21 protein-coding genes are annotated in these 25,471 nt (G+C 48.5%); 16 read left to right on the top strand and 5 right to left on the bottom strand.

The window, feature by feature from the left end:
* The first annotated feature begins 137 nt into the window (after positions 1–137).
* Positions 138–1,982 carry a phosphomethylpyrimidine synthase ThiC gene (gene thiC, locus ACUYLD_RS10300; protein ID WP_061831536.1) on the top strand — a complete coding sequence of 615 codons (1,845 nt, stop codon included), beginning with the start codon at positions 138–140 and terminating at the stop codon, positions 1,980–1,982.
* Positions 1,983–2,103: 121 nt separating this feature from the next.
* On the opposite strand, the gene ACUYLD_RS10295 is transcribed toward thiC, so the two are convergent.
* Positions 2,104–2,256 carry a hypothetical protein gene (locus ACUYLD_RS10295; RefSeq protein WP_010348453.1) on the bottom strand — a complete coding sequence of 51 codons (153 nt, stop codon included), beginning with the start codon at positions 2,254–2,256 and terminating at the stop codon, positions 2,104–2,106.
* Between the two features lie 506 nt (positions 2,257–2,762).
* Here ACUYLD_RS10295 and ACUYLD_RS10290 point away from each other — a divergent pair.
* Positions 2,763–3,599 carry a YitT family protein gene (locus ACUYLD_RS10290; RefSeq protein ID WP_023987004.1) on the top strand — a complete coding sequence of 279 codons (837 nt, stop codon included), beginning with the start codon at positions 2,763–2,765 and terminating at the stop codon, positions 3,597–3,599.
* A gap of 172 nt (positions 3,600–3,771) precedes the next feature.
* Here the strand turns inward: ACUYLD_RS10290 and acnA are convergent, their stop codons facing one another.
* Positions 3,772–6,483 carry an aconitate hydratase AcnA gene (gene acnA / locus ACUYLD_RS10285; RefSeq protein ID WP_446674946.1) on the bottom strand — a complete coding sequence of 904 codons (2,712 nt, stop codon included), beginning with the start codon at positions 6,481–6,483 and terminating at the stop codon, positions 3,772–3,774.
* A 420-nt stretch (positions 6,484–6,903) separates the two neighbouring features.
* On the opposite strand from acnA, the gene ACUYLD_RS10280 reads away from it, so the two are divergent.
* The 14 genes from ACUYLD_RS10280 to ACUYLD_RS10215 all read left to right on the top strand — a co-directional run bounded on the left by ACUYLD_RS10280 (position 6,904) and on the right by ACUYLD_RS10215 (position 21,626).
* Positions 6,904–7,899 (top strand): amidase domain-containing protein, encoded by a 996-nt coding sequence (locus ACUYLD_RS10280; RefSeq protein WP_069011283.1) that lies wholly within the window; start codon positions 6,904–6,906, stop codon positions 7,897–7,899.
* Positions 7,900–7,972: 73 nt separating this feature from the next.
* Entirely contained in the window at positions 7,973–9,061 is a 1,089-nt protein-coding gene (locus ACUYLD_RS10275; protein WP_039270664.1) for a D-alanine--D-alanine ligase, read from the top strand.
* Between the two features lie 101 nt (positions 9,062–9,162).
* The gene (locus tag ACUYLD_RS10270; RefSeq protein ID WP_061831541.1) at positions 9,163–9,486 is read left to right on the top strand and encodes a hypothetical protein; all 324 of its coding nucleotides are present in this window, start codon (positions 9,163–9,165) and stop codon (positions 9,484–9,486) included.
* A 138-nt stretch (positions 9,487–9,624) separates the two neighbouring features.
* On the top strand, positions 9,625–10,626 hold the full coding sequence (gene uvsE, locus ACUYLD_RS10265) for a UV DNA damage repair endonuclease UvsE (protein WP_446674945.1): 1,002 nt from the start codon (positions 9,625–9,627) through the stop codon (positions 10,624–10,626).
* A gap of 174 nt (positions 10,627–10,800) precedes the next feature.
* Positions 10,801–11,667 carry an inositol monophosphatase family protein gene (locus ACUYLD_RS10260; protein WP_446674944.1) on the top strand — a complete coding sequence of 289 codons (867 nt, stop codon included), beginning with the start codon at positions 10,801–10,803 and terminating at the stop codon, positions 11,665–11,667.
* 37 nt (positions 11,668–11,704) lie between these two features.
* Positions 11,705–11,947: a hypothetical protein gene (locus ACUYLD_RS10255; protein ID WP_029515768.1), complete on the top strand. Its 243-nt coding sequence runs from the start codon at positions 11,705–11,707 to the stop codon at positions 11,945–11,947.
* 166 nt (positions 11,948–12,113) lie between these two features.
* Entirely contained in the window at positions 12,114–13,844 is a 1,731-nt protein-coding gene (locus ACUYLD_RS10250) for a histidine kinase (RefSeq protein WP_446675181.1), read from the top strand.
* Positions 13,822–15,381, top strand: coding sequence for a response regulator transcription factor (locus ACUYLD_RS10245; RefSeq protein ID WP_029515766.1), 1,560 nt, complete (start codon positions 13,822–13,824; stop codon positions 15,379–15,381). The genes ACUYLD_RS10250 and ACUYLD_RS10245 overlap by 23 nt, the downstream gene beginning before the upstream one ends.
* 175 nt (positions 15,382–15,556) lie before the next feature.
* Entirely contained in the window at positions 15,557–16,849 is a 1,293-nt protein-coding gene (locus tag ACUYLD_RS10240; RefSeq protein WP_069291103.1) for an ABC transporter substrate-binding protein, read from the top strand.
* Positions 16,850–17,086: 237 nt separating this feature from the next.
* Entirely contained in the window at positions 17,087–17,995 is a 909-nt protein-coding gene (locus ACUYLD_RS10235; protein ID WP_023987015.1) for a carbohydrate ABC transporter permease, read from the top strand.
* A 5-nt stretch (positions 17,996–18,000) separates the two neighbouring features.
* On the top strand, positions 18,001–18,840 hold the full coding sequence (locus tag ACUYLD_RS10230) for a carbohydrate ABC transporter permease (RefSeq protein WP_023987016.1): 840 nt from the start codon (positions 18,001–18,003) through the stop codon (positions 18,838–18,840).
* 113 nt (positions 18,841–18,953) lie between these two features.
* Positions 18,954–20,066, top strand: coding sequence for a rhamnogalacturonan acetylesterase (locus ACUYLD_RS10225; protein ID WP_446675180.1), 1,113 nt, complete (start codon positions 18,954–18,956; stop codon positions 20,064–20,066).
* 72 nt (positions 20,067–20,138) lie between these two features.
* Complete coding sequence (locus tag ACUYLD_RS10220; RefSeq protein WP_209949450.1) at positions 20,139–21,173, top strand: glycoside hydrolase family 88/105 protein; 1,035 nt, start codon at positions 20,139–20,141, stop codon at positions 21,171–21,173.
* Positions 21,174–21,224: 51 nt separating this feature from the next.
* Positions 21,225–21,626: a sensory rhodopsin transducer gene (locus tag ACUYLD_RS10215; protein WP_446674943.1), complete on the top strand. Its 402-nt coding sequence runs from the start codon at positions 21,225–21,227 to the stop codon at positions 21,624–21,626.
* 94 nt (positions 21,627–21,720) lie between these two features.
* On the opposite strand, the gene ACUYLD_RS10210 is transcribed toward ACUYLD_RS10215, so the two are convergent.
* The 3 genes from ACUYLD_RS10210 to ACUYLD_RS10200 form a co-directional block, all read right to left on the bottom strand.
* Complete coding sequence (locus ACUYLD_RS10210) at positions 21,721–22,680, bottom strand: DMT family transporter (RefSeq protein ID WP_446674942.1); 960 nt, start codon at positions 22,678–22,680, stop codon at positions 21,721–21,723.
* 206 nt (positions 22,681–22,886) lie between these two features.
* Entirely contained in the window at positions 22,887–24,203 is a 1,317-nt protein-coding gene (locus tag ACUYLD_RS10205) for a glutamate-1-semialdehyde 2,1-aminomutase (protein ID WP_302057436.1), read from the bottom strand.
* A gap of 82 nt (positions 24,204–24,285) precedes the next feature.
* A complete protein-coding gene (locus tag ACUYLD_RS10200; protein WP_250259420.1) occupies positions 24,286–25,407 on the bottom strand; it encodes an LCP family protein in 1,122 nt (373 codons plus the stop codon).
* Positions 25,408–25,471 lie beyond the last annotated feature (64 nt).

The following is a 25,471-nucleotide window of genomic DNA, read 5'->3' as shown; positions in this document are numbered from 1 at the left end:
ATATGCGCATTGTCTGGATAGCTGTCTCGTTAGATTAGCCGGTTCCCTGGGGAACCGGCTTTTTTGCATAGATCAGCGCCACCCTGGGAATGGTTCCGGATCGGTGTGTTATTTCATCGAAACGGGAGGAATGGACAATGAAGCCGACAGAAGCAGAAGGAACAAAAGGAACAGAATTGAAATCAGCAGAAGTAAGATTGGTAGGAACAAAAGAAGTTGAGGTAGAGAAGACAAACGGGGAGCAAGCCAGTGGGGTAACGCCCTTTCCAGGAAGCCGTAAGGTATATATTCAAGGCTCGCGGCCGGACATTGCCGTGCCAGAGCGCGAAATTGCTCTTCATCCTACACATACGCCGCAGGGCACGGAGCATCATGAGCCATTGCGTGTATATGATACAAGCGGTCCCATGACCGACGAAGCCTATCAGGTCGATATCCGTCAGGGCCTGCCTCCATTACGGCGAGCTTGGGCACTGGAACGGGGCGATGTGGAGGCTTACGAGGGACGCGCCGTCCAGCCGGAGGATAATGGACTGAAACCTGGCTCCAAACGGGAGACAGTGGAATTTCCCGGCGTGACCAATCGTCCGCTTCGTGCTTCGCAAGGGCGTACAGTGACGCAAATGCATTATGCGCGGCAAGGGATCATTACGCCCGAAATGGAATTTGCGGCGATCCGCGAAGGGGTGGAGCCTGAGTTTGTACGGCAGGAGTTGGCGGCTGGACGAGCCATTTTGCCTTCGAATATCAATCACCCGGAAAGCGAGCCAATGGTCATTGGGCGTCATTTTCACGTGAAGATCAATGCGAACATTGGTAATTCTGCGGTTACCTCCTCCATCGAGGAGGAAGTGGAGAAAATGACTTGGGCTGTGCGTTGGGGCTCGGATACGGTTATGGACCTGTCTACAGGCCGTAATATCCATACAACACGTGAATGGATCATTCGGAATTCTCCTGTACCGATTGGGACTGTGCCGCTGTATCAGGCACTCGAAAAGGTGAACGGTGAAGCAGAAGCGCTGACGTGGGAGTTGTATCGCGATACGCTGATTGAGCAGGCGGAGCAGGGAGTGGACTATTTTACAATTCATGCGGGTGTATTGCTGCGGTATATTCCGATGACGGCGAATAGAATGACGGGAATTGTATCCCGGGGCGGATCAATCATGGCAGCCTGGTGCCTTGCGCACCATCAGGAGAATTTTTTGTATACACATTTTGAAGAAATTTGCGAAATTATGAAAGCCTATGATGTAGCCTTTTCTCTCGGGGATGGTCTACGTCCGGGTAGTATCTATGATGCGAATGATGAAGCACAGTTTGCAGAGCTGGAAACGTTGGGCGAGCTAACGCAAATCGCATGGAAGCATGATGTTCAGGTCATGATTGAAGGGCCGGGACATGTCCCTATGCATAAAATCAAAGAGAATGTGGATTTACAAATGGAGATTTGTAAGGAAGCTCCTTTCTATACCTTGGGACCGCTCACGACGGATATTGCCCCCGGATATGATCATATTACCTCAGCCATCGGGGCGGCGATGATCGGTTGGTTCGGGACGTCCATGCTGTGTTATGTTACGCCTAAGGAGCATTTGGGTCTGCCCAATAAGGATGATGTCCGTGAGGGTGTCATTACCTACAAAATTGCGGCACATGCTGCCGATCTGGCGAAAGGGCATCCACGGGCGCAGCAGCGGGATGATGCTTTGTCCAAGGCACGCTTTGAGTTCCGCTGGCGGGATCAGTTCAATCTGTCGCTTGATCCCGAGCGTGCCTTATCCTACCATGATGAAACGCTACCGGCAGAGGGCGCCAAGGAAGCACATTTTTGCTCGATGTGTGGCCCTAAATTTTGTAGTATGCGTATCACTCAGGACATTCGCGCCTATGCAGCGGATAAGGGGCTGGACACTCAAGAAGCAGTAGCCGCGGGGATGCGCGAGAAGGCAGAGCAGTATCGGGATGGAGGTCAGTAAAACGAACGTGGGAGTTTAGGGACAAATGAATTAAAAAAGCCGTGGTTCTCTACAGTCGATGTAGGAAACTACGGCTTTTTAGCATATGTAAAGCGAATCATGCAACCGGATAAACGGCGCCTTATTTTTTACCCATTTTTTCATTTAAAATATCCTGAAAGCTGAGCTTCTTCTCCGAGCTATCTTCTTTCTTTTGCATACTCACCGCGTTGGCACGTTGGTATTGGTGGTGAAAGGGCATCAGGGTGTGGACGGTTAAGTTCATTGTATTCATGTAGGTCATTCCTCCAATTCCATATTGTCAAATTCAGATTGAGTTGCTTAGGACGTCTGTATAGGACTATTTGTATGTACTTGATGTCGTAATGCTATGTAGGTTGCTTGGTAATGTTTCAATCATTATACCCACATTTTTTCAAAGTAAAACGCTTTTGACATAAAACAGGAAGATGGTCATATGTGTCCAAAATGTCGATTAGGAGGATGGTCGTTTTAGAGGAAAATGTGCCTAGGTCTAAAACAAGGGCTAGAGGCCCGTTTTCTTAGTTTAGTAGTCGGGATTGTGTTATTTTGTCGAATAACCTTGTAAAAGGAGAATTTCGCGGAATCCAAGTCAGGATTGAGGCAGTCTGGTGGCGAATTAAAGTGTCAAAGTTGTATTGACTTTATGTTTGGTAGTAGATACCATGAACTGGTTGTCAGCGTATTTTGACAACAAGAATCAGCCAATCCATCTGGCGATTCATCCTTTGAAATGTTAGAGAAAGGATTAGAGCATATATGAAAAAAAGTATTGCAGATATTGCATTTATTATTCTGGGTGCATTTTTTTTCGCACTAGCTGTTAATCTGTTTGTGATTCCGAATGAGTTTGGGGAGGGGGGCGTTACTGGGGTCACGATCATCCTGTACTACCTGTTTCAGTGGTCTCCCTCGATCGTCAATCTGGTGATTAATGGCTTGCTGTTGATTGTCGGATATAAATTTTTGGACAAGAGAACGACCCTGTACACTATAATTGCGGTCGCCTTTAACTCGCTGTTTTTACATTTAACGGTCAACTGGCGGATTGATTCGCATGAACCGACGATTAATGCTGTATTTGCCGGAGTTTTGGTGGGGGTCGGCATTGGCTTAATCGTACGGGTAGGTGGCACAACGGCAGGAACGGTCATTTTAGCCCGGATTGCCAACAAGTATCTGGATTGGAATATCAGCTATGGCCTGCTGTTTTTTGATTTGATTGTCGCGTTCTCTTCTTATTTTATTATTGGTCCAGAAAAATTGATGCTAACTATCGTTATTTTGTACGTTGGTACGAAGGTGATGGACTTCATGATCGAAGGACTGAACCCGAAAAAAGCAGTCATGATCATTTCGGAGCACCAAGATAAAATTGCCGAGATGGTCATTACGAAAATGGATCGTGGAGTTACCGTGCTGTCAGGCCACGGATATTACACTAAAAATCCAAAAGAAGTGCTGTATATCGTCATTAGTAAACAAGAGGTGTCAGCGCTTAAAAAGATAGTGAAAGCCATCGACACAGCAGCGTTTATCACCATTCATGACGTGCGAGATGTGTTCGGAGAGGGTTTCCTGGATATTTCGAAGTAACTCGCGTGCGAAGGTAAGGTTATAGGAGAATATAGTTGGAAGTCGATCCTGAGAGGATCGGCTTTTTTTGTCCTATTTTTTACTTTATATAGGGTCTCATACAGATAAAAAAACACCCCCGAACCGCAGATAAATCTGCACTCGGGGGTTCTGTATATATAATGTTACATTATTAAGCTTGAATCATTTGACGCAATACGGTTTGCAGAATACCACCGTTGTGGTAGTAGTCGATATCGACGGTGCTGTCTAGACGGGCAATTACCGGGAATTCGAACTTTGTGCCATCCTCGCGTTTAGCCACCACTGTAAGCTCTTGACCAGGCTTCACGTCATTGTCGATGCCAAGAATGTCAAACGTTTCACGACCGTTCAGACCCAGGCTGGACCAGCCATAGCCCTCCTGGAATTGCAGAGGCAGTACACCCATGCCGACCAGGTTACTGCGGTGAATCCGCTCGAAGCTTTCGGCAATGACAGCCTTAACGCCCAGCAGAAGCGTACCTTTGGCCGCCCAGTCACGAGAGCTGCCTGTGCCGTATTCCTTACCAGCAATGACGATCAGGTTCTGATCGGCTGCCTGATATTTCATGGATGCATCATAGATGGACATTTCCTCATCCGTTGGCAAGTATTTGGTCACGCCGCCCTCGGTGCCTGGAGCCACATTGTTGCGGATACGGATGTTGGCGAATGTACCGCGCATCATGACCTCGTGGTTACCGCGACGTGAGCCGTAGGAGTTGAAGTCCTTGCGTTCCACGCCATGCTCCTTCAAATACAGTCCTGCCGGGCTGGAAGGGGCAATGTTGCCTGCTGGTGAGATATGGTCCGTCGTGACCGAATCATTCAACAGGGCAAGCACACGGGCATTACGGATTTCCTTGATATCTTGTACGCCATCCTGAAGTCCTTCAAAGAACGGCGGGTTTTGAATATAAGTTGAGTTTTCATCCCATTCATACAGTTCGCCTTCAGGAACCGGAATGGAGTTCCATTTTTCGTTGGCAGTAAATACATTTTCGTATTTGCGACGGAACATATCCGGGCTGAGAGACAGGCTGATGGCTTCCTTGATTTCCTCGGAAGTAGGCCAGATGTCTTTCAGGTAGACTGGTTGATTGTCCTGATCGTAACCGAGAGGATCATTCACCAAATCAATGTTCACCGTGCCTGCCAGCGCATAAGCGACAACCAGTGGCGGTGAGCCGAGATAGTTGGCTTTGACCTGCGCATGCACACGGCCTTCAAAGTTCCGATTGCCGGAAATAACTGCGCCAACCGTCAAATCATGGTCTGTGATGGCTTGACTCACTTCGTCAGGAAGTGGGCCGGAGTTACCGATACATGTTGCGCAGCCGTAACCGGCTACATGGAAGCCGAGGGCTTCGAGCGGTCCGATTAATCCGGCTTTTTGCAGGTATTCCGTCACGACGAGGGAGCCTGGTGTCAAGCTTGTTTTAACATAGCCTGGCTTTTTGAGCCCGCGCTGTACTGCTTTTTTGGCCAGCAAGCCCGCACCGAGCATAACGCTTGGATTGGAGGTATTCGTGCAGCTTGTGATCGCCGCAATAACGACTGCTCCTGTACCCAACTCGCTGGTGGAGCCGTCCGGATGGGTCAGCGGAATCTTCTGTGCGATTTTTTCATCGCTCAGTCCATAGCCGCCCTTGTCCACTGGGGTACGGATAATGCCTTCAAACGTTTCTTTCATGCGGCTAAGCTCAACACGGTCCTGCGGACGTTTGGGTCCGGCGAGACTCGGTACTACCGATGCCAGATCAAGCTCAATCGTATCGCTGAACACAGGGTCCGGTGTATCGGATGTGCGGAACATGCCTTGGGCTTTGTAATATTCCTCTACGAGGCTTACTTGCTCATCGGAACGTCCGGTGCTGCGCAGGTAGGCCAGCGTTTCCGCATCGACCGGGAAGAAGCCAATCGTTGCGCCGTATTCCGGTGCCATGTTGGCAACTGTCGCACGGTCAGCCAAGCTGATGTTTGCCAGACCAGGCCCGTAAAATTCTACGAATTTGCCGACTACGCCTTTTTTACGCAGCATTTGCGTAACAGTGAGCGCCAGATCGGTGGCAGTAGAGCCTTCCGACAGGCTGCCTGTCAGTTTGAAGCCAATCACATCGGGAGTGACAAAATACAGCGGCTGCCCCAGCATACCCGCTTCTGCCTCAATCCCGCCGACACCCCAGCCTACAACACCCAGCCCGTTAATCATCGTGGTATGGGAGTCTGTTCCTACGAGGGAATCTGGAAAGACGACCGTTTCACCGTCAATGGTTTTGGTGGCGGCAACGGAGGCGAGATACTCCAGATTGACCTGATGGACGATACCGGTGGATGGCGGAACGGCGCGGAAGTTGTTGAACGCCGTTTGCGCCCAACGCAGAAAACGGTACCGCTCCTCGTTACGTTCAAACTCTACATTGATATTGTAATCCAGTGCATCACTGGTACCGAAAGCATCGACCATGACCGAGTGGTCGATAACGAGATCGACGGGAACGAGCGGATTGATTTGCTTCGGGTCCCCGCCTGCTTTTTTCACCGTATCACGCATAGCTGCCAAATCGACAACCACCGGGACACCGGTAAAATCCTGTAGCACGATGCGTGCAGGAATGAACGGAATCTCTTTGTTGGTGTCACGATCCTCAGCCCAGCCTGTCAGCTGTTGCACATGTTCTTCCGTAATGGCGCGACCGTCAAACTGTCGAACCGCGGCTTCCAGCAATACTTTAATGGAGAAAGGCAACTTGGCGATACCGCTTTTTCCTTGTTCCTCCAGTGCCTTAAGACTGTAGTAGCGATAAGGCTTCCCGTTAACTTCCAGACTACGGGCAATGGAGAATTGATCTTTTCCTGACATAAGTATTACCTCCTTGAAGTGGATGCTTGGGGGAAAATAGGGATGTCGTTTTTTCGACGTCTTGCACACTTGGTTTAAATTGGTTGCGTTCTCAATTTCATCTTCAGTAGTTTATTGCGTGTTAGAGGTTAAGATGAATGTAATTCGTTTCATTAGATGAAACATGATTTCAAAATGATTGCTTTTGGATTAAGTATACCGTTTTCAGACGGTTCCGTAAAGTTTTTTTGGCCTAAATGATGCGTTGCAGATTGGAAAATAAAACGTTCCGCTCCCTCGCGTTTCGATGTTCATACCAAGCTTTAGAGATTCATACTTATAGATAGAGAGCATTTCAGACCAGAGAGGCAAGAAAGGAAGTTATTCATCATTCCGGTTATCCCCGGAAAAGGATAGCGGGACGAATATGGAGGGATTGGGATGGGGGAGCGGGAATGGAAACAGGCCCTTTTTGCTTACGTGAATCAATATAATCGCAGTGAAGTGAATGGTGTACCGCAGCCGGATGAGTATCTGGAGGTGGGTCAGCGGATGGAACGAGCAGCACGTGCGGCCAGATTGGAGCAGTGGTACAACGAACGGGATGCTGTTCCCCTACGCAGCGAGACACGCGCCAAGCCGCTACGAATGGTGCAGGATACCCCGGATGAGGCTGTGGTAGATGTACAACTGCATGTCCGACTCTTTTATGAGAAGGGTGGGATGACTCACCGGGAGGATCGGATCGAACGGGAGCGTCTGACGTTCACACGCGAGGGTGAAGCCTGGCAGGTAGCGAGAATTGAGCGCGATCCGGCAGAAAGGAAGCCAGCGGGGGGAGAGGTTCCTTTTGAACAGGCTTCGTTTAATCAAGGAGGAAGTCTGCCGCTGCTGAATCGCGGTGTGCTGGGCTTCGGCTCATCAGCACGTCCCAGCCGATATCGCCGCGAAGAAGCAGCGGCCTATGCAGATCAGTGGTGGGATAGCTTCAATCCGGAGTTTGAAGGTTTTGATGTGGATTGCACCAATTATATCTCGCAATGCCTCTTTGCAGGGGGAGCACCGATCCACTATACTGGTAAAAGAGAATCGGGCTGGTGGTATAAAGGACGGGTTGCCGGACGTGAGCTGTGGAGCTACAGTTGGGCAGTTTCCAACAGTCTGGAGCGGTATTTGGGCTCCAGCTCATGGGGGTTGACTGCTGAGCAGGTGAGTCGCCCAGAGCAGCTCATGCTGGGGGACGTCATTTTTTACGATTGGGATGGTGACGGAACCTTCCAGCACAGCACGGTGGTCACGGCCTTTGATGCGGGCGGCATGCCGCTAGTCAATGCACATACGGTAAGCTCCAGACATCGTTATTGGGACTATAAAAATTCGTATGCGTGGACGGACAACACGGTATATCGCTTTTATCACATCGCCGACTATTTTTAAATGAGATGGTGGATAACAGGTACAGTGATGCAAATCAGTCACAATGACGAAAGCAGGAAAGCGGAGGATAGGCATGGCAAATCAAAAATTGACCGTAGGGCTAGTGTACGGTGGCAAATCGGGCGAACATGAGGTTTCGCTGCAAACGGCGTATGCGGTAATGAACGCTTTTAACTATGAGAAATACGAGATTATTCCTTTTTATATTACGAAGGCTGGCGATTGGCGTAGAGGGGCGCTATTAAGCGCTCCTCTGGCTTCTGTAGAGCAATTGAAGCTGGAACGCGCAGAGGGCGGCACCAAGGCGGCATTAGATACATTGTTCGGCAAGCTGTACGGAGAGCAGACGCTGGATGTACTGTTTCCGTTGCTGCACGGCACCTTTGGCGAGGACGGAACGATTCAGGGTCTGTTCGAAATGGCGGATATGCCTTATGTCGGTGCGGGAGTGCTGGCTTCGGCAGCAGGTATGGATAAAGGCGTCATGAAGAAGCTGTTTGAGCATGCAGGATTGCCGCAAGTGAAATACTGTTATTTTAATAGTACACAGTGGGCCCAAACCAGTCATGATCTGGTACGTAACATGGAAACCGAGCTAGGTTATCCTTGCTTTGTCAAACCGGCTAATCTGGGATCAAGTGTCGGTATTTCCAAAGCCAGTAACCGAGAAGAACTGGAAAAGGCTGTAGATCTGGCTTTGCAATTTGACCTAAAGGTGATTGTCGAGGAGTACGTCGATGCCCGTGAGATTGAGGTCAGCGTACTTGGCAATGATGAGCCGATTGCCTCGGTACCGGGTGAAATTGTATCGTCGAGTGATTATTACGATTACGCTGCCAAATATACGGATGGCCAATCGGAAATGCTTATTCCGGCACCGTTGGATGAGGAAGTGGCAGATCGTATTCGTGAAGCCGCATTGCAAGCATTCCGTGCTCTGGAAGGCTGCGGGATTTCCCGTGCCGATTTCTTCGTCAGACGCTCGGACGGACATATCCTTATTAATGAAGTGAATACGATGCCTGGCTTTACACCGTTCAGTATGTATCCATTGCTGTGGAGAGAAACTGGCGTATCCTATGCAAGTCTGCTGGATCGCATGATTGCTCTTGCATTGGAGCGTTATGAGCGCAGGTCGGCACTGCACTACGAGAACTCATAAACGAAACAAAGGGGAGCTGATCACTCTCCTTTTTGTTCATATATATGGCATATCTTTGAGCACTGCACTAAACCCTTAATGATGAAAGGTGGCGGCTACACATGGGCTTTCAAACTGAATTTAACTCCGTGTGCAAATTCAAGAGCGAACAAGAACTATACGAACTGCTGGAATACGGACGTGGCAAAATGGTTAAATCCGGGCTGCGCGTGTTTCCGACAGGCCAGAAGGTCATCGCTTACAACGTGGACAACGTGGCAGTAGCCATCGTGCAGATTATGGGCTGTATCGCCGAAATTAATTTCCAAGGCGATGAAGTGACCGAAGTTGAAATGATCCTCATTCGTAAGCTGAATGATGAGGAATCAAGAATTCAGACCGCATTGGCGGATGAAATGTTTTTTGGAGCACAGCAGCAATCCTAGCTGTTTTCTTCTTGCAATTTGTGCGATAACACCGAATCAGCAGGTGCATTTCCGGGTATGATCAGTAGAAAAGGGGTTTAGGTCACTGAACCAAAGCGACCTTACCATCTACTGCGACTGCTGAAAGGAAGACACTCTATGATCGTAAGGTTCGGTTATGTAGCCATGTCGGTTACCGTTCAAAATGCATCCCCCTCTAAAACCATGACATTGAGCAGCTTTAACAAGATTGGAGAACGAGAAGCTGCAATCCGCAAGCTAGAACGGATAGCAGCCGAAAATCTCCATAATACTTTGAGGCTGCTGCGCCATAATCGCGCGAGTGATATCCAGGTCTATCGTTTCTCATCCAAGCTGATTCCGCTCGCGACCCATCAGGATCTGCGGGATTGGGACCCTTTTCAGGCGCTTGCTGCTGACTTTGCAGAGGTTGGGAACTATGTCAGGGCGAATAGGATGAGGGTATCGTTTCACCCCGATCATTTTACAGTCTTAAGCACTCCCCGTCCTGAGGTGTTGCAAAGCTCCATTAATGATCTGAAGTACCACAAAGCGATGCTGGAGGCCATGGGACTGGGTGCCGAAGCCAAGAACAACATTCATATTGGTGGTGCATACGGAGATAAGGTGACCTCAGGCCAGCGTTTTGTAGAGCAGGTTAGTGCTCTGGATCTTTCGTTAAGAGAACGGTTAACGCTGGAAAATGATGATAAAACGTTCAATGCGGTGGAAACGCTGGAGGCTTGCAAATTGACGGGGTTACCGATGGTTCTCGATATTCATCATCAATGGGTGAATAATGAGGGGGAAAAGCCGTGGGAGCTATGGCCGGATATTTTGGATACCTGGAAAGGGGAATTGGCCCAAGCCGGATCTTCTGTGGATCATCCATTGCCGCCCAAAATCCATGCGTCCAGCCCCAAAAGTGAAAAAGATCCTCGGGGCCATGCGGACGGTGTTCTAGTGGAGCCGTTGCTTACCTTTTTGCGCAATATTGCCGGATATACGGATCGGATTGATGTCATGCTTGAAGCCAAACTTAAGGATGAAGCGTTATTCGGGTTGATGAATGAACTGCGCCTTCAGGAAGCTAATGGGGTTAAAGTGCTGGATGGAGCTTCCGTAGAAATTATGCCTTAGAAAGTAGCATTTTGCGGATAAAGCTCCCATTTAGAGAAACTTTATGCAGATTATTGTGTATACTAGAATGTGTAAACTAGCAAACTTGTACTGAAACAGAGATGGTTAAGAGACTGTGTTGTAGAGCAGCTTCGTAAACCACGTAACAATGATATAGAAAGTAGAGTGAACACGTTGAACGAAAATGAAAACGAAAAGGTTCCCTATATCGTATCAGGAAAAAGCTATACTGCCGTGGCTATTAACGCGGCATCCAAAGCCGGGGAATGGATTAAAAGCAGGCTGGGAACTGTTGAACATTTGAATACCAAACAGTCTCCTACGGATCTAGTGACCGAGGTAGATAAAGGTGCAGAGCAGATGATTCGCAGACTGATTCTGACCCATTTTCCCGATCATGCTATTTTGGGTGAAGAGGGTGTAGAGCCAGGAGCCGAAGCTTCGACCCGCGCATTAGAGGCTGCCCGCGAAGAGGAATATCTATGGATTATTGATCCGGTAGATGGGACTACCAATTTTGTACACAGTCTGCCGTATTACAGTGTGTCTATTGCATTGGCCCATCGTGGAGAGGTGATTGTCGGGGTTATTTATGATCCGTCCCGTGATGAAATGTTTGTAGCGGAAAAAGGAAAAGGCGCATATGTACATGGCAATCGCATGCAAGCATCGAGAGAAGAAACACTGGGAGATAGTCTGGTGTGCATCGGCTTCCCGCCGGATCGTACGTATGCACAACCGCTAAATATGAAAATTACGCAGGTTCTTACACCTCAGGTACGCGGCATTCGGGCGCTGGGCTCGGCAGCATTGCATCTGGCTTATGTAGCATCAGGACGGCTGTCGGCTTATTGCGAAATTGGTTTGAATGCGTGGGATGTGGCAGCGGGCGCTTTGCTGGTACAGGAATCAGGCGGCACCATTACCGATACATTGGGCAGACCTTATGACCTGAGTGTACGGCATATTGCAGCGACGAATACAGCTATTCATTCTCAACTTATTCAAGTGCTGAAAGAAGCAGACGCAACCGGGTTATAATTCTACGTAGAACATCATCCTGAAGGAGGAAATCGCGATGAGCCAATCCGAAGAATTGGAACGCCAGCTCAGTGAACTGCTGACGGAAGGCGAAATTCGTGAGAATGAGGCCCAGAAGCGGGAAAGACTCAGTCCTAAATATGAGGTGCGGGTTCAGACTCATATCGATCCCATTGTTGAGGAGACGCGTAAATACCGGAGTATGGCGCGGGAACTTGATGACCGATACGACGAATATATGAGCAAGGCGGACAAATCGAAACCAACCGATCAACGCTAAGCAAATACAAATACCTCTTGCCGAATGACCAAGGCATGGGGTATTTTGTATGATATATAGAGTTTTCTCCATTTTGGGCTGGACCGGGCAGGATGAGCGAAGGAGGCGACATTCACTGATTACCTACTTTAAAAACGCTTACAAAAATGCTGGAATCCATCATAAAATGGTACTGCTGATTACGGTGCTTATGCTGGTTAATTTTGCAGTTGTTGCAGTCATACTTAAGTACGTATTTCATATTTATGATAATCAAATGTACAAAAAAACATCCGAAGTACTCAATATTTCTTCAATCGGCATAGAAAATGAGCTGAAGGATGTGGAAAAAGTTACTTTCAAGGTAACAACGGACGAGCAGCTTCAACGTTATTTGCTGCAATTGGAAAAGGAAACGTCACCTTATACCAAAATGGTGCTGCGTAAAAAAATAACGAATAGGCTCGTCGCCTTTGCCGGCTCTGAAACCTATGTCTATTCTATGATAGTGATCGACAAAGAGGGACAGGTCATGAGTGCGGGCAACCGCGAAGGTATTCCCCAGGAGCTTCGATCCACCCTGTCGGAGCTGGCAGACGAACATGACGGTTCCAATGCATGGTATGCGGCAGGTCATTCCTCCTTGCTGGCCGCTCGGCAGTTCAAATCCTTTACCGATTCTAATTTTACGCTGAATGGGCTCGGAACGCTTGCGATTCGTGTGCGAATTGACCGGATTGTAGCGGATCGTGTGCAGACCTCCGGCCGTGACGGACAACTAATGATTACAGATGGAAGGCGGATGATTTATCCCGAAACACCACTTTTGAGTGAGAGTGATATTCAGGCCGAGCTTGGCCGAAAGCAGCCTTACGGGATTGCGACCTACTCAGGAGGAACCTTTTTCGCTGCTCAAATCAAATCCTCTTATACGGGGTGGACGTATTTGCATATGACCCCCTTCGACGATATGTTTCGCAGTATTACGATCATCAAAGAAGTTGTAAGCGCTATTTTTGTAATTATGCTTCTTATCGCATTGGCACTGGGGGCTAGGTTGTCAGGGAGCATTACCCAACCGATTGTTCAATTAATCCAGAACATGCGTAAAATAGAAAAAGGCGATCTCGACCGTTTGGAAGAAGAAGCACTTGGCGCCGTCCCCCTTTCCACACAGGATGAGGTAGGCTTGTTACATCGGACATATAAGAAAATGATTCGCCGCATTCGTGAGCTCATTAATGAGAATGTTGCCAAGCAGCTATTACTGCGGGAAACAGAGCTAAAGGCACTACAGGCACAGATTAATCCACACTTTTTATACAACACGCTGGAATCCGTGAACTGGCTCGCCAAGGCCAATAAGCAGGATCGGATTTCAGAGATGGTGGAAGCACTTGCTTTTCTATTGCGTAGTGCGGTCAGTTTTGAAGAGCAGCTGATTCCGCTTCGAAAAGAACTGGATATTGTAAGGAGCTACGTAACGATCCAAAAAACACGTTTTGATGAACGTCTCGTCTTCCATCTGGATGTCCCGGAAGAACTGATGGATGCACAAATTCCGAAGCTAACGCTTCAGCCCTTGGTGGAGAATGCCATTCATTATGCGTTGGAGCCGCGAATTGAACCCTGTCGGATTGCTATTATTGCGAGAGAAAGCGAGGGGGCTTTATTTCTGCGAGTTGAAGATGACGGACCCGGAATGACGCCGGATTTCTTGGAAAAGCTGCGGAGCGGGCAGGTCATGACTCGTGGGCAGGGCATTGGACTTACGAATATTCAGGAACGGATTAACCTGACATTTGGTACACCTTGGGGGATAGAGCTGCATAGCGAGTCAGGAACAGGAACGTCGATTCATGTCTGTATTCCATATGTGAAAGGGGATCAGGGTCGTGTACAAGGTGCTACTGGTTGATGATGAGCGTATGATTTTGGAAGGCATATCACAGGTGGTTGATTGGGGGAAAGCGGGAACGAGATTGGTTGGTACGGCACGTAACGGGATTGAGGCTTATGATCAGATTCAGGCCAGCCCGCCTGATTTTGTGATTAGCGACATCTCTATGCCTGGATTGGACGGCATCGGACTGGTTGCCAAAACGACGGAGCATTTTCCAGACGTCCGTTTCATTCTGTTGTCTGGTTACAAAGATTTTGATTATGCCTGTCGGGCCATGCAATACGGGGTGAAGCACTACTTGTTGAAGCCATGCAATGAACGGCAAATTCATGAGGCTCTGACCGAGTTGGGGCAGGAGCGGGAGGAGCAGGAAGAACGCAAGCAGTTTGTAAACCGGATGAAGCTAGATTTTCAGCGTATGCTGCCTCATGTGAAGGAACACTTTTTGAAGGAGTTTATTTCCTATAAAACTTACGGTAGCCGTGATATCGCATTTTATGAGCGGTTATTCGGAATTGAATTGCAAGATAAGCAGGTTCGAATGCTGCTGCTGCGGGTGGAGGAATCCCATGAGCCGGAGCATTTGTTTGCATTGCAAAATATAGCGGCAGATTTGATGGATGATGTCTTGCTCAGTACGACCATGCAGGGGCAATTGCTCATCGTGCTGGAAAGTGAGGATGACACGTCACGGTTTATGAAACAGATTGAAGCGGTACGTGCGACATTTCATCGCTTTTACAAGCTGGAGGTAACAGTCGCAGTTAGTGAATCGGATAGTATGCAGCATTCACGGGGGATGTACCGGGAGACACTGCATTGTATGAATCACCGTTTTTACACCGGGGAGGGCAGTTTGATTACGAAGGAGGATTTAGCGGCTGAGGATACCCGGGAGATGGCAGATTTGGAGCTGGACGAGGAGAAGTTCGGTCTGCTAATCAAGGCTGGAAATACGGTGGAGGTGGCACAGGAAGTGGATCGGTTGTTCGGTATTCTGTCCCGGATGAAGCTGGAAATTTCCGTGACCCGCTCCTATGTGCTTCAGCTCTATGCTGCTATGATTCGTATATGCCCTGAAGAAGAGCGTGCGGCGTTTACGAGCCGAATGGTGGTGCTGGCAGAGCAAAAAACGCTGGCATGTCTCAAATCTTTTGTACAGGAAGCTGCCGAACGAATGACCGCAATCTATTATAAAAGTAATGTGTATCGCCAATCTTCCACCGTTGATAAAATGATCACTATTATTGAGCAAAACTACAGAAAATCCGATTTGTCGCTGAACGGAGTGGCAGGTCAAATGCTGTATATGAATTCCGACTACTTAGGAAAAATTTTCAAAAAAGTGACAGGTGAAAACTTTTCACACTACGTCAATCGTTATCGGATCGAACGTGCGGCTGAGCATATTCGAGAGACCGGGGACGTGAAGGTATTTGAACTGGCGGAATGGTTCGGCTTCGGTGGGAACGCGCAATATTTTAGCCAGGTGTTCAAAAAGTGGGCGGGTATGACGCCTTCCGAGTATATTAAATCACATGAACGGGGATGAGCCAATGGAGTCCCACTGTTTTTTAAACCTAGGAAACCTGATTTGTGTATTCCAATGTTTCTCTGCTTTTGGGAAAATAACAACAGGAGCTAATGTAAACGCTATCAAAATTGCGTAAATGCGTTGTCATTCGTGATTTGGCTCCTTTCTAGAACAGCGAAAAGGGGAGAGATAGGTGGGCAAAAAGGGATGGTTTCTGATCATAGCGATGCTGCTCGTTTTGACGACGGCATGTAGCGGAGCGGACGGCGGCAGCAATTCGGGCACAAGTGCAGACGGGAAAGTAAAGTTACGGATCGCTTGGTGGGGATCGGATACGCGTCATGAATACACGCAAAAGGTCGTTGATTTGTATAAGCAGAAAAATCCAAATGTAACGATTGATGTGGAATATGCCTCTTTTGATGACTATTGGAAAAAGCTCGCCCCGCAGGCTGCGGCTAATCAGCTGCCAGATATCGTGCAAATGGACATTTCGTACATTAGCCAATATGCGAAAAATGGTCAACTGGAGGATCTCGCGCCTTACTTGAATCAAAAAATTCAGGTCGCTGATGTGACCGAAAATGTACTCAAAACCGGCGTAATTGCCGGAAAGCAATATGGTATTCCAACCGGTGTCAATGTTCTGGGTTTCCAGTATGACCCGGCGTTGCTCAAAAAAGCGGGTATAGACAAAATCCCTGACAACTGGACATGGGATCAATACAAAGAACTGGCTTTAAAGGCTGGTTCCAATAAAGTATACTTTGACAGCTCGATGGCTGCTGATATTTTCTTCCACTACTATTTGCGTACGCAAGGAAAGACTCTCTACAATGCGGAAGGAACAGGATTGGGGTATGACGACGATAAGCTGTTTGTTGACTTCTTCAGCGGATTGGCTGATCTGATTAAAAAGGGAGCGACCCCGCCTCCTGAAATTATGAACCAGACCAAGGGGATTCTTGAGGAATCCGATATCGTAAAGGGAACAGGCATCGGCATTTGGCAGTGGTCCAATCAGTATGTGGGCTTACAGCAGGTCGTTAACCGCCCAATGGCATTGGCTCCAATGTTTGGGCCGAATATGGAAAAAGGCGTATACATGCAGCCTACGATGTACTGGACGGTTGCTTCCCGTTCACAGGTGAAGGATGAGGCCGCAAAGTTTATTGATTTCTGGATGAATGATGTAGAAGCGAATAAATTGATTAAAGGCGAACGGGGCGTGCCGATTTCCTCCAAAATCAAGGAGGCTGTTGCGCCAGAGTTAAGCGAGCCTACGAAGCAGGTGTTTGAATTTGTAGCTTCCATGGAGCCGAAGGCTTCTCCAATGAGCCCGCCGCCACCAGTCGGATCGCCGGAAGTGATTGCGACTCTGACCGATTATATTGAGCAGGTCAATTTCGGACAGATGACGGCTGAAGACGCAGCGGCCAAATTCCGGGCTGATGCGAATACTATCCTTGCGAATAACAAGCAATAATGAGCGCAATGAGACCTTTAGGGTATCTGACATCGTTTTAGCATAAGAACGACAAGATCGAAGGAACGTTTCGTTAAGTTAACCGTGCGTAGTCCAAAGCATGATTGCGCACGGTTGATTCGACGAACCAACTGCATAAGCACCCTTTGCAGACATCACAATAATATTCATATAACAACGAATTATTAACAACATAAAGTTTTTCTATTTCTTTAAATGCAACAGAAGGGAGGCTTGATGAGCTTGCGAAATCATCAGAGCTTGAAAGCCAATATGACCGGATATGCGTTTATCAGCCCGTTTATTGTGGGCTTTCTGGCGTTTACGTTAATTCCAATGTTTATTTCGCTGTATCTGTCCTTTACCACCTACAACCTGTTCACTCCGCCCAAATGGATTGGTCTGGGTAACTTCGAAAAAATGTTCACAGGCGACCCGAAATACTGGAATTCGATCAGGGTCACGTTTACGTATGTGCTGGTCGGAGTACCGTTGCGACTGATTTTCGCGTTGTTTGTGGCTATGATTTTGAATACCAAATCGCGCATGGTCGGCACCTATCGGACAATGTACTATCTGCCGTCGATTATCGGAGGTAGCGTTGCGGTATCCATTATGTGGCGGAACATTTTCAGTAATAACGGCATAGTGAACAGCCTGCTTTCGACCTTAGGGGCGACTCCGGTGAAATGGTTTGGTGATCCGGATGCTTCGCTTACAATGCTAATCACCCTGTCCGTATGGCAATTTGGCTCCTCCATGCTGATTTTTCTGGCAGGTTTAAAGAACATTCCTGTTGAATTGTACGAGGCGTCCAGTGTAGATGGCGCTAAGCCAGTACGAAAATTTTTCAGTATTACGCTACCGTTGCTTAGCCCTATTATTCTATTTAATCTGATTATGCAGACGATCAGCGCTTTTATGACCTTCGTCCCGGCTTATGTTATTTCTAAGGGTGAAGGAGGCCCGATGGATGGAACGATGCTGCATTCACTGTATCTGTTCCGGCAGGCGTTTATGTTCAGCAACATGGGATATGCGGCAGCCATGGCTTGGGTCATGCTCATTATGATTGGGATACTGACAGCGATTTTATTTATAACCTCCAGATACTGGGTATTTTATGAAACGGAAAAGGGGCGCTGATACCGATGGCATGGAAAACGGTCAAATGGCCAATTTATCACATACTGGTTGCTGCACTGGCGCTCCTGATGCTGTATCCCGTTTTTTGGATGCTGTTCAGCTCGTTTAAAGAAAGTCGGACGATATTCGTCACGGCATCCTCGCTTTTCCCTACTGAATGGATCTGGCAAAACTATGTAACAGGCTGGAAAGGGACAACTGGCTACAACTTTGGCACGTACATTCTAAACTCGCTCACGATCGTGGTAATTTCAACGATTGGAGCTGTGCTTTCCTCCTCTTTGATCGCATTTGGCTTTGCACGCTTGAAATTCAAAGGGCGTAACTTGTGGTTTGCTTTGATGATGGTGACACTTATGCTACCAGGGGATGTGGTACTGGTACCGCAATATATTATTTTCACCAAGCTCGGTTGGATCAATACGATCTTACCGTTGGTGGTACCCTCCTTTTTCGGGATGCCGTTCTTCATCTTCCTGATGGTGCAGTTTATACGGACGATTCCAGCAGAGTTGGATGAAGCGGCGACGATTGACGGATGCGGCAAGTTCCGGCTGTATTTCAGAATTATTTTACCCTTACTCAAATCGTCGTTGGCTACAGCGGCAATCTTCTCTTTCTACTGGAAGTGGGAGGATTTGCTTGGTCCGGTACTGTATCTGAATTCGCCGGAGAAATATACCGTATCTATTGCACTCAAGATGTTCCTCGACAGCGAGTCGGCTTCCAACTGGGGAGGAATGTTCGCGATGTCTATCCTAAGCCTGCTTCCAGTTATCGCTGTATTCTTCGCATTCCAGAAGCAAATTGTAGAAGGAATGAGTACGAGTGGTTTGAAGGGGTAAGATCCAAAATCCATAACGTGAGGATATGAAGCTTACGAGTGGAAATGGAAGGCATCCGGGTTTGTACGATTGAATGGACGGGATTTGAGGGCGATGGCTGAGAGGTGAGTAAATTGTGGAAGTTTGATTTTGGTCCGGGAGAGCCTGCGGATGGCTACAAGGGAGTGTCTCCGGATTGCTTATATACAACTGAACAGGGCTATGGCTTCGAGGCTACGGAGCATGTGTACGGTCGAAAAAGGCAGAGTGCAGCCAAGGATGCACGCACGCGGCTACGAAGCAGCTTTTGTATTCCACTGAACGCTACATTTGTTGCAGATGTGCCAGACGGGATATATCTCGTCACTATACTGGTCGGCGATTCGCAGGCGGAAACGCTCACGCGATTCAAGGCTGGTGAAGGTAAGCATATGCTGCCTCCAGTACACACGCTGCCGGGCCAGTTCACTGAAGCCCTATTTACGGTGCCTGTCCGGGGTGGCAAACTACGCCTCACCGTGTCAGGCACCGCGCCACGGCTCAATGCGCTGGAGATTGCGCCAGCGCCACAGACCCTCCGGCTATTCCTAGCCGGAGATTCTACGGTTACGGATCAGGACGCATCCGGCTATCCGTATACTGGCTGGGGCCAGGCTTTGCCCGCCCTGTTCAAGCATGATGTTTGCGTGGATAATCATGCCGTATCGGGACGAAGCTCCAAAAGCTTTGTGGACGAGGGACGGCTGGACGCTATTTTGGGCGAAATAAAGGCAGGAGACTTCCTGTTCATTCAATTCGGCCATAATGATCAGAAGCCTGATCCAGAGCGGGCTACGGAGCCTTTTACAACCTACAAGGAGAATCTGCGCCTCTACATCGACGGAGCGAAAAGCCATGGGGCCACCCCGGTACTGGTCACGCCCGTACATCGTCGCTATTTTAACGCAGATGGTACGCTATCTGACACACATGGTGACTATGTAATAGCGGTTCGTGAGCTGGCGGAAGAAGCGAATGTACCGCTGATTGATTTGTCTGCTCGCACGCAGGAGTTATATGAGCAGCTGGGTCCCGAAGAGAGTAAAGAGCTTTTTATGTGGCTGCTGCCTGGTGAATACATGAACTTTTCCGGCGGCTTAGAGGATAACACACATTTTCATGAGAATGGCGCGGTTCGTATTGCAGACATGGTGGTGGATGCTGTGAAGGAACTGGATTTGCAACCGCTGCGCATGTATTTACGTTGAAGGACGACCTTTTCATGTACGGGCGTCAAGGAGGTAACTCACGTGAAACTTACCAAAGGGGGAGACGTGGAAATGCCTGCATTGATTTTTGATGAAGAACAAGTTAAGCAGGTGATCGACCGGGTCGTAGAACGCACATTTCAAATGCACTACAGCTGGGATTGGCCGGGCGGAGTCGCCTTTTACGGAGTATGCGAAGCGTATGAAGCGACAGGGAACGAAAAGTATTTGACCAAGCTGAAAGAATGGGTTGATGAAAATATTGAGGACGGACTTCCATCTCTCTCGGTGAACGGCGTTTCTGTCGGGCACTGTTTGTTGACGCTTTATCAGGCCACAGGTGAGCAAAAATACCTTGATATTGCTATCGAGATGGCCGAATTTTTGGCCCAAAAAGCGGAGCGGTTTGCCGACGGCATTTTCCAGCATACGGTGAATTCACTTCATGATGTATTTCCGCAGCAAGCATGGGTGGATACGATGTTTATGGCCGGTTATTATTTGCTTCGTATCGGTCATCTGTTGGGCAACAAGGAGTATTGGGAGGATGGGGTTCGTCAATATCACGGGCATGAAGAATTTTTACAGGACCCGGATACGAATCTGTATTATCACGGATGGGATCATGCGAATCAAAGCCGGATGTCAGGAATATATTGGGCGCGCGGCAATTCATGGGCAGCCCTCACGATGGCAAAAGCGCTGAAATTGGTGGAGGTGCAGCATCCATCTTATATGATCATCGACGGCTCGCTGCGTGACCAGCTCAATGCGCTGGTGCGGCTGCAATCCCCGGAAGGGCTGTGGCATACGGTGCTGAACGATGATACCTCTTATCTGGAAACCTCGGGCTCGGCAGGAATTGCGACTGCCTTGCTTATGCAAGGAAGATTGTTTAACAAATACACCCAAAAGGCGATCGACGGTATTCTTTCTCGCATTAAGGACGACGGCACAGTAACGGGGGTATCCGCTGGAACTGCTGTGATGAACGATATTGACGGCTATCGAAACGTTCCGTACAAACGCCTTCAGGGCTGGGGGCAGGGATTGGCGCTTGCTTTTCTGGCTCAACTGTTGCGTACCAAGGAGAATCCGTACGGCTAGAAGAAGGGGCATAAGCGCCTAAAAGTATGATGGGTAAAGGAGGCCAATAGTATGGGAAATGCTGAACTTTCTCAGGAAAAGGTGGCTAATCAGCCGCGAGGCAGTCTATTCTGGGTCATCCCCGATGGGTATATTCCACCGGAAAGCCGGGGAGAGCTGCTCAGTCATGAGAGTATATGTGTGCTGAATTGTGGGAGCCGTGTGGCAAATCTAAGTATAGACATCTATTTTGAAGACCGCGAGCCATTAGAGGGATTGATCGAGGTGGTGGAAGGAAGACGAACCCGTCATATCCGAACAGCCTCGTTGGAGAAATCCGGCGAACGGATTCCGGTAGGTATTCCTTACGCAATTACGGTCACCAGCGATGTGCCCATCATCGTACAATATAGCAGATTGGACACGACACAGCCGGAATTGGCGTTAATGAGTGTCATGGCGTACCCGATTTAATCCGACGAAGACTAAGAAATGAAAAAAGAAATCTCTCGGCTGGAATTGCGCAGCTGGGAGATTTCTTTTTTTGCAGGCAATGTAGTGTTTATTTTTAGCCCGTTTTTTGTGATTTTGCCGAAGTTGTTTTGATCGGCGTGAAGTTTTTTCGCCCTCCGAAATTGGTACCCAGCACGCCGATAATGATCATCACAGCCCCAACAATGTGATAGTAGGCGAGCTGCTCCTTCAAAATGTAAGCACCGGCAATCATGGAAATGAGGGTGGATAAATTGCCGATCACACTCATTTTGGAGGCTTCGATCCACTTCAAGGCAAAGCTCGATAACAGCGAGGTGACGAGGGTAGACAGAATGCCCAGATAAATCAGTGCCATCCAATAACCAGGCTTCACCAGTGGAGCGATATAGGCGCTCATGGAGCCGTCTATAGCATGATATCCCAGTGCCACCACGTTAAAAACGATACATCCCAAAATAGAGGTAACGTAGGTCAATTCCATGGGGTTGTACTTTTGTGTTAATGGTCGTGCCAGCACATTATAGCCGGATAGGCATATCGCAGAAAGCACGAGCAGAAGAATACCGCCATAGCTATTGGATGCTAGCGGTGCTCCGCTTTTCATCACAAATATAAAAACCACGCCAAAGACAGAGAGCAGTAAGGAAATTTTTTGGACTACCGTTGTACGCTCTTTAATAAAATAGGAAGCTAACAGCAACGTAAAAATAGGAACGGTTGCTTGAATAATTCCACCTTCCGATGAAGAAGTGCTCATCAGCCCGAAGGCTTGCAGTGGAAAATACACTAATGGCGAGAGCAGCGCCAGTGGTAAAATGCGCAGAATGTCACGCATCTTGATGTTGATCTTGATCCAACCGAGCAACACGGGAATGGTCAAAGCGATAAATGACAGCGCAAAGCGATGGGCAATCACATCCAGCGGGCTCGCTTCAGTGACTGTCAATTTTACAAATAAAAATGAAAATCCAAGTATAGCTGCATAGCTGAGAGCTGCCAGATAGGCGGCTCCATTTCTGGAACGACTGTGCATAATAAACCTCCGTAATCATGACCTTAACCTGTTGTTCTCTCAATATACCCGGATGGCATCATCTGATACAATCCATAAAATCTGCAACTGTACGGGTACAGTTGTCAAATAAAAAAAGCCGAAACGAAGTCCTAGAGGTCGGATACCCATCCCTAAGACTACTTCCAGCTCTTATCCTATTCATATTCTATCACTTACTGCTTAGTTTACTTACCTTGTGACATCGCCCGGAACGAATCGTCCGCCGCTTCCAGCGTAGCATCCACATCTTCGTCCGTATGCGCTGTTGTGAGGAACCAGGCTTCGTACTTGGATGGTGCCAGATGAATACCGCGATCCAGCATGTGACGGAAGAAGGATGCGAATGCTTCGCTATCCGTATCCTGCGCCTGTGCGTAATTCGTGATCGGATGATCACAGAAATGCGTCGAGAACGCTCCACGAATACGGTTGATCGTCAATGGCACGCCGTAGCGTTCAGCAGAGGACTGAATACCGTCCGTCAGTCTCACGGCCAGACGTTCCATCTCTTCGTACACGCCTTCCCCTTGAAGGACTTCAAGGCAGGCGATGCCTGACGAGATGGAAGCCGGGTTGCCGGCCATCGTACCCGCCTGATAAGCCGGGCCGAGTGGGGCAACCTGCTCCATGATGTGCTTGCTGCCGCCGTAGGCACCAATCGGCAGACCACCACCCATGATTTTGCCCAACGCGGTCAAATCTGGCTGAATCGCATCATGGTTGTCCAAACCTGCATACGTTTGGGTGGAACCGAAGTGGAATCGGAATGCGGTAATGACCTCGTCATAAATGACGAGTGAGCCGTTCGCACGCGCCATGGAGCAGAGCCCTTCCAGATAGCCTGGCTGCGGCATGACCATGCCGAAATTACCAACAATCGGCTCGACCATGACTGCCGCTACATCGTCGCTCCAACGCTCCAAGGCTTGGCGCAACGCGTCGAGATCATTGAATGGCACGGTAATAACCTCGCTCGCAATGTTGGTCGTAATGCCTGCACTGTCAGGTATGCCCAGCGTAGAAGGGCCTGAGCCTGCGGCTACAAGTACCAGATCCGAGTGACCGTGGTAGCACCCGGCGAATTTGATGATCTTGTTCCGCCCAGTATAGGCCCGTGCCACACGAATCGTCGTCATAACCGCTTCTGTGCCAGAATTCACAAACCGGACCTTGTCCATAGAAGGAATGGCCTCTTTTAGCATCTTCGCCAATTTGATTTCCAATGCCGTCGAGGTTCCATACAATACGCCATTCGCTGCCGCTTCGCTGATGGCCTTAGTAATATGGGGGTGAGCATGTCCGGTAATAATTGGGCCGTAGGCCGCCAAATAGTCGATATATCGATTATCATCCGCATCCCAGAAATGAGCGCCTTGGGCGCGTTTCATGAATACTGGAGCGCCGCCGCCTACAGCTTTAAAGGAGCGTGAAGGGCTGTTAACGCCCCCGACAATATGCTCCAGGGCTTCTTTATATAGTGCTTCGGAGTTTTCCCGTTTCATCATCAAAACTTCCTTTCCGTTCATTAAAATAGGGTATACACACGCCAAAGGGCAGCGTTCACGGCTGCCCCTGCATACATCATTATAGCTCTTTTTGACCTGTCTTTGTTGTTGATTGTGTGGAAGCATCCTCATTACTGGTTTTACTGCCCCCTGTAAAAGAAGCTTTATCCTTCTTGGTAGACGATGCACTGTCTGGCTGTTTCGTTTCGTTCTGATCCTTATTTTGTTCCTGTGTTTGTGAGGGTGGATTATTAAATATATCCTGCACATACGTTTTCAGTTCTTCCGGATCGCGGACAGTAAGAACTGCCGCGCCGCCCACATTCTCTTCTCCGAGCATCTTCATCGGTGGGACCTGCTCGCTGCCTGCAAAGTTGCTTTGGTACCCCACATTTGCCAGCTTCCACATATCGTTAACACTGAGATTCGTGTCGATGTACGGGTTAACCTGCTCTAAAATATTCGGCAAGTTAGCGATGGAAGTCGTGGTCTGCATTTTCTGGGCTACGGCTTCCAAGAATGCCCGTTGCCGTCCTGATCGGGAGAAGTCGGACATTGCATCGTGGCGGAACCGCACATATTGAAGCGCCGTGTTGCCATCTAGATGCTGCATGCCCTTTTTCAAATCAATATCGTACTGATGTTTATCCGCATTACTTGTATAATGCATATCCTTTTCCACTTCAAAATCAATCCCGCCTACGGCATCCACCAGTTTGATAAAGCCCTGGAAATCCGTGTAGACATAATATTGCACCGGGATGCCTAACAGGTCGCCAGCCGTCTTCATGGCCGTGTTGGGTCCGTGAGTAATGGCAGTGTTAATTCGATTTTTTCCGTAGCCGGGAATATCCACGTACGTATCACGCAAAATAGAGAACAGGTGGATTTTTTTCTTAACGGGGTCCAGTGATACAACCATCATGCTGTCTGATCGGGGGACTTCCCCTTTCTGGATACCGCGCCCATCGACACCCATCAGTAAAATGTTAACCATATCGGTACCTTCCCACTTGGGTGGTTCTGGCGTACGAACCTGATCGACCTGCTTTACATTTTTGAAGGGGGAGTTAGCGCCCTCTTTATGCAGATTATCCAGCTGATTATAAATGGATGTAAAATAGTACACGGCAAAGCCGACAATCGCGACGATTACCACGGCTAGAACCGACCATATCGTCCTTTTGGTTCTGCTTGTCATGGATGCTCTCCCTTTCGCTTTTCAGTTCATTACATTATAATTTCTTTTTGGAGCACAATCAATT

The sequence above is a fragment of the Paenibacillus sp. SER-28 genome (assembly GCF_052906305.1).
The sequence above is the reverse complement of the archived record's forward strand: the minus strand, read 5'-3'. Positions and strand labels throughout refer to the sequence as shown.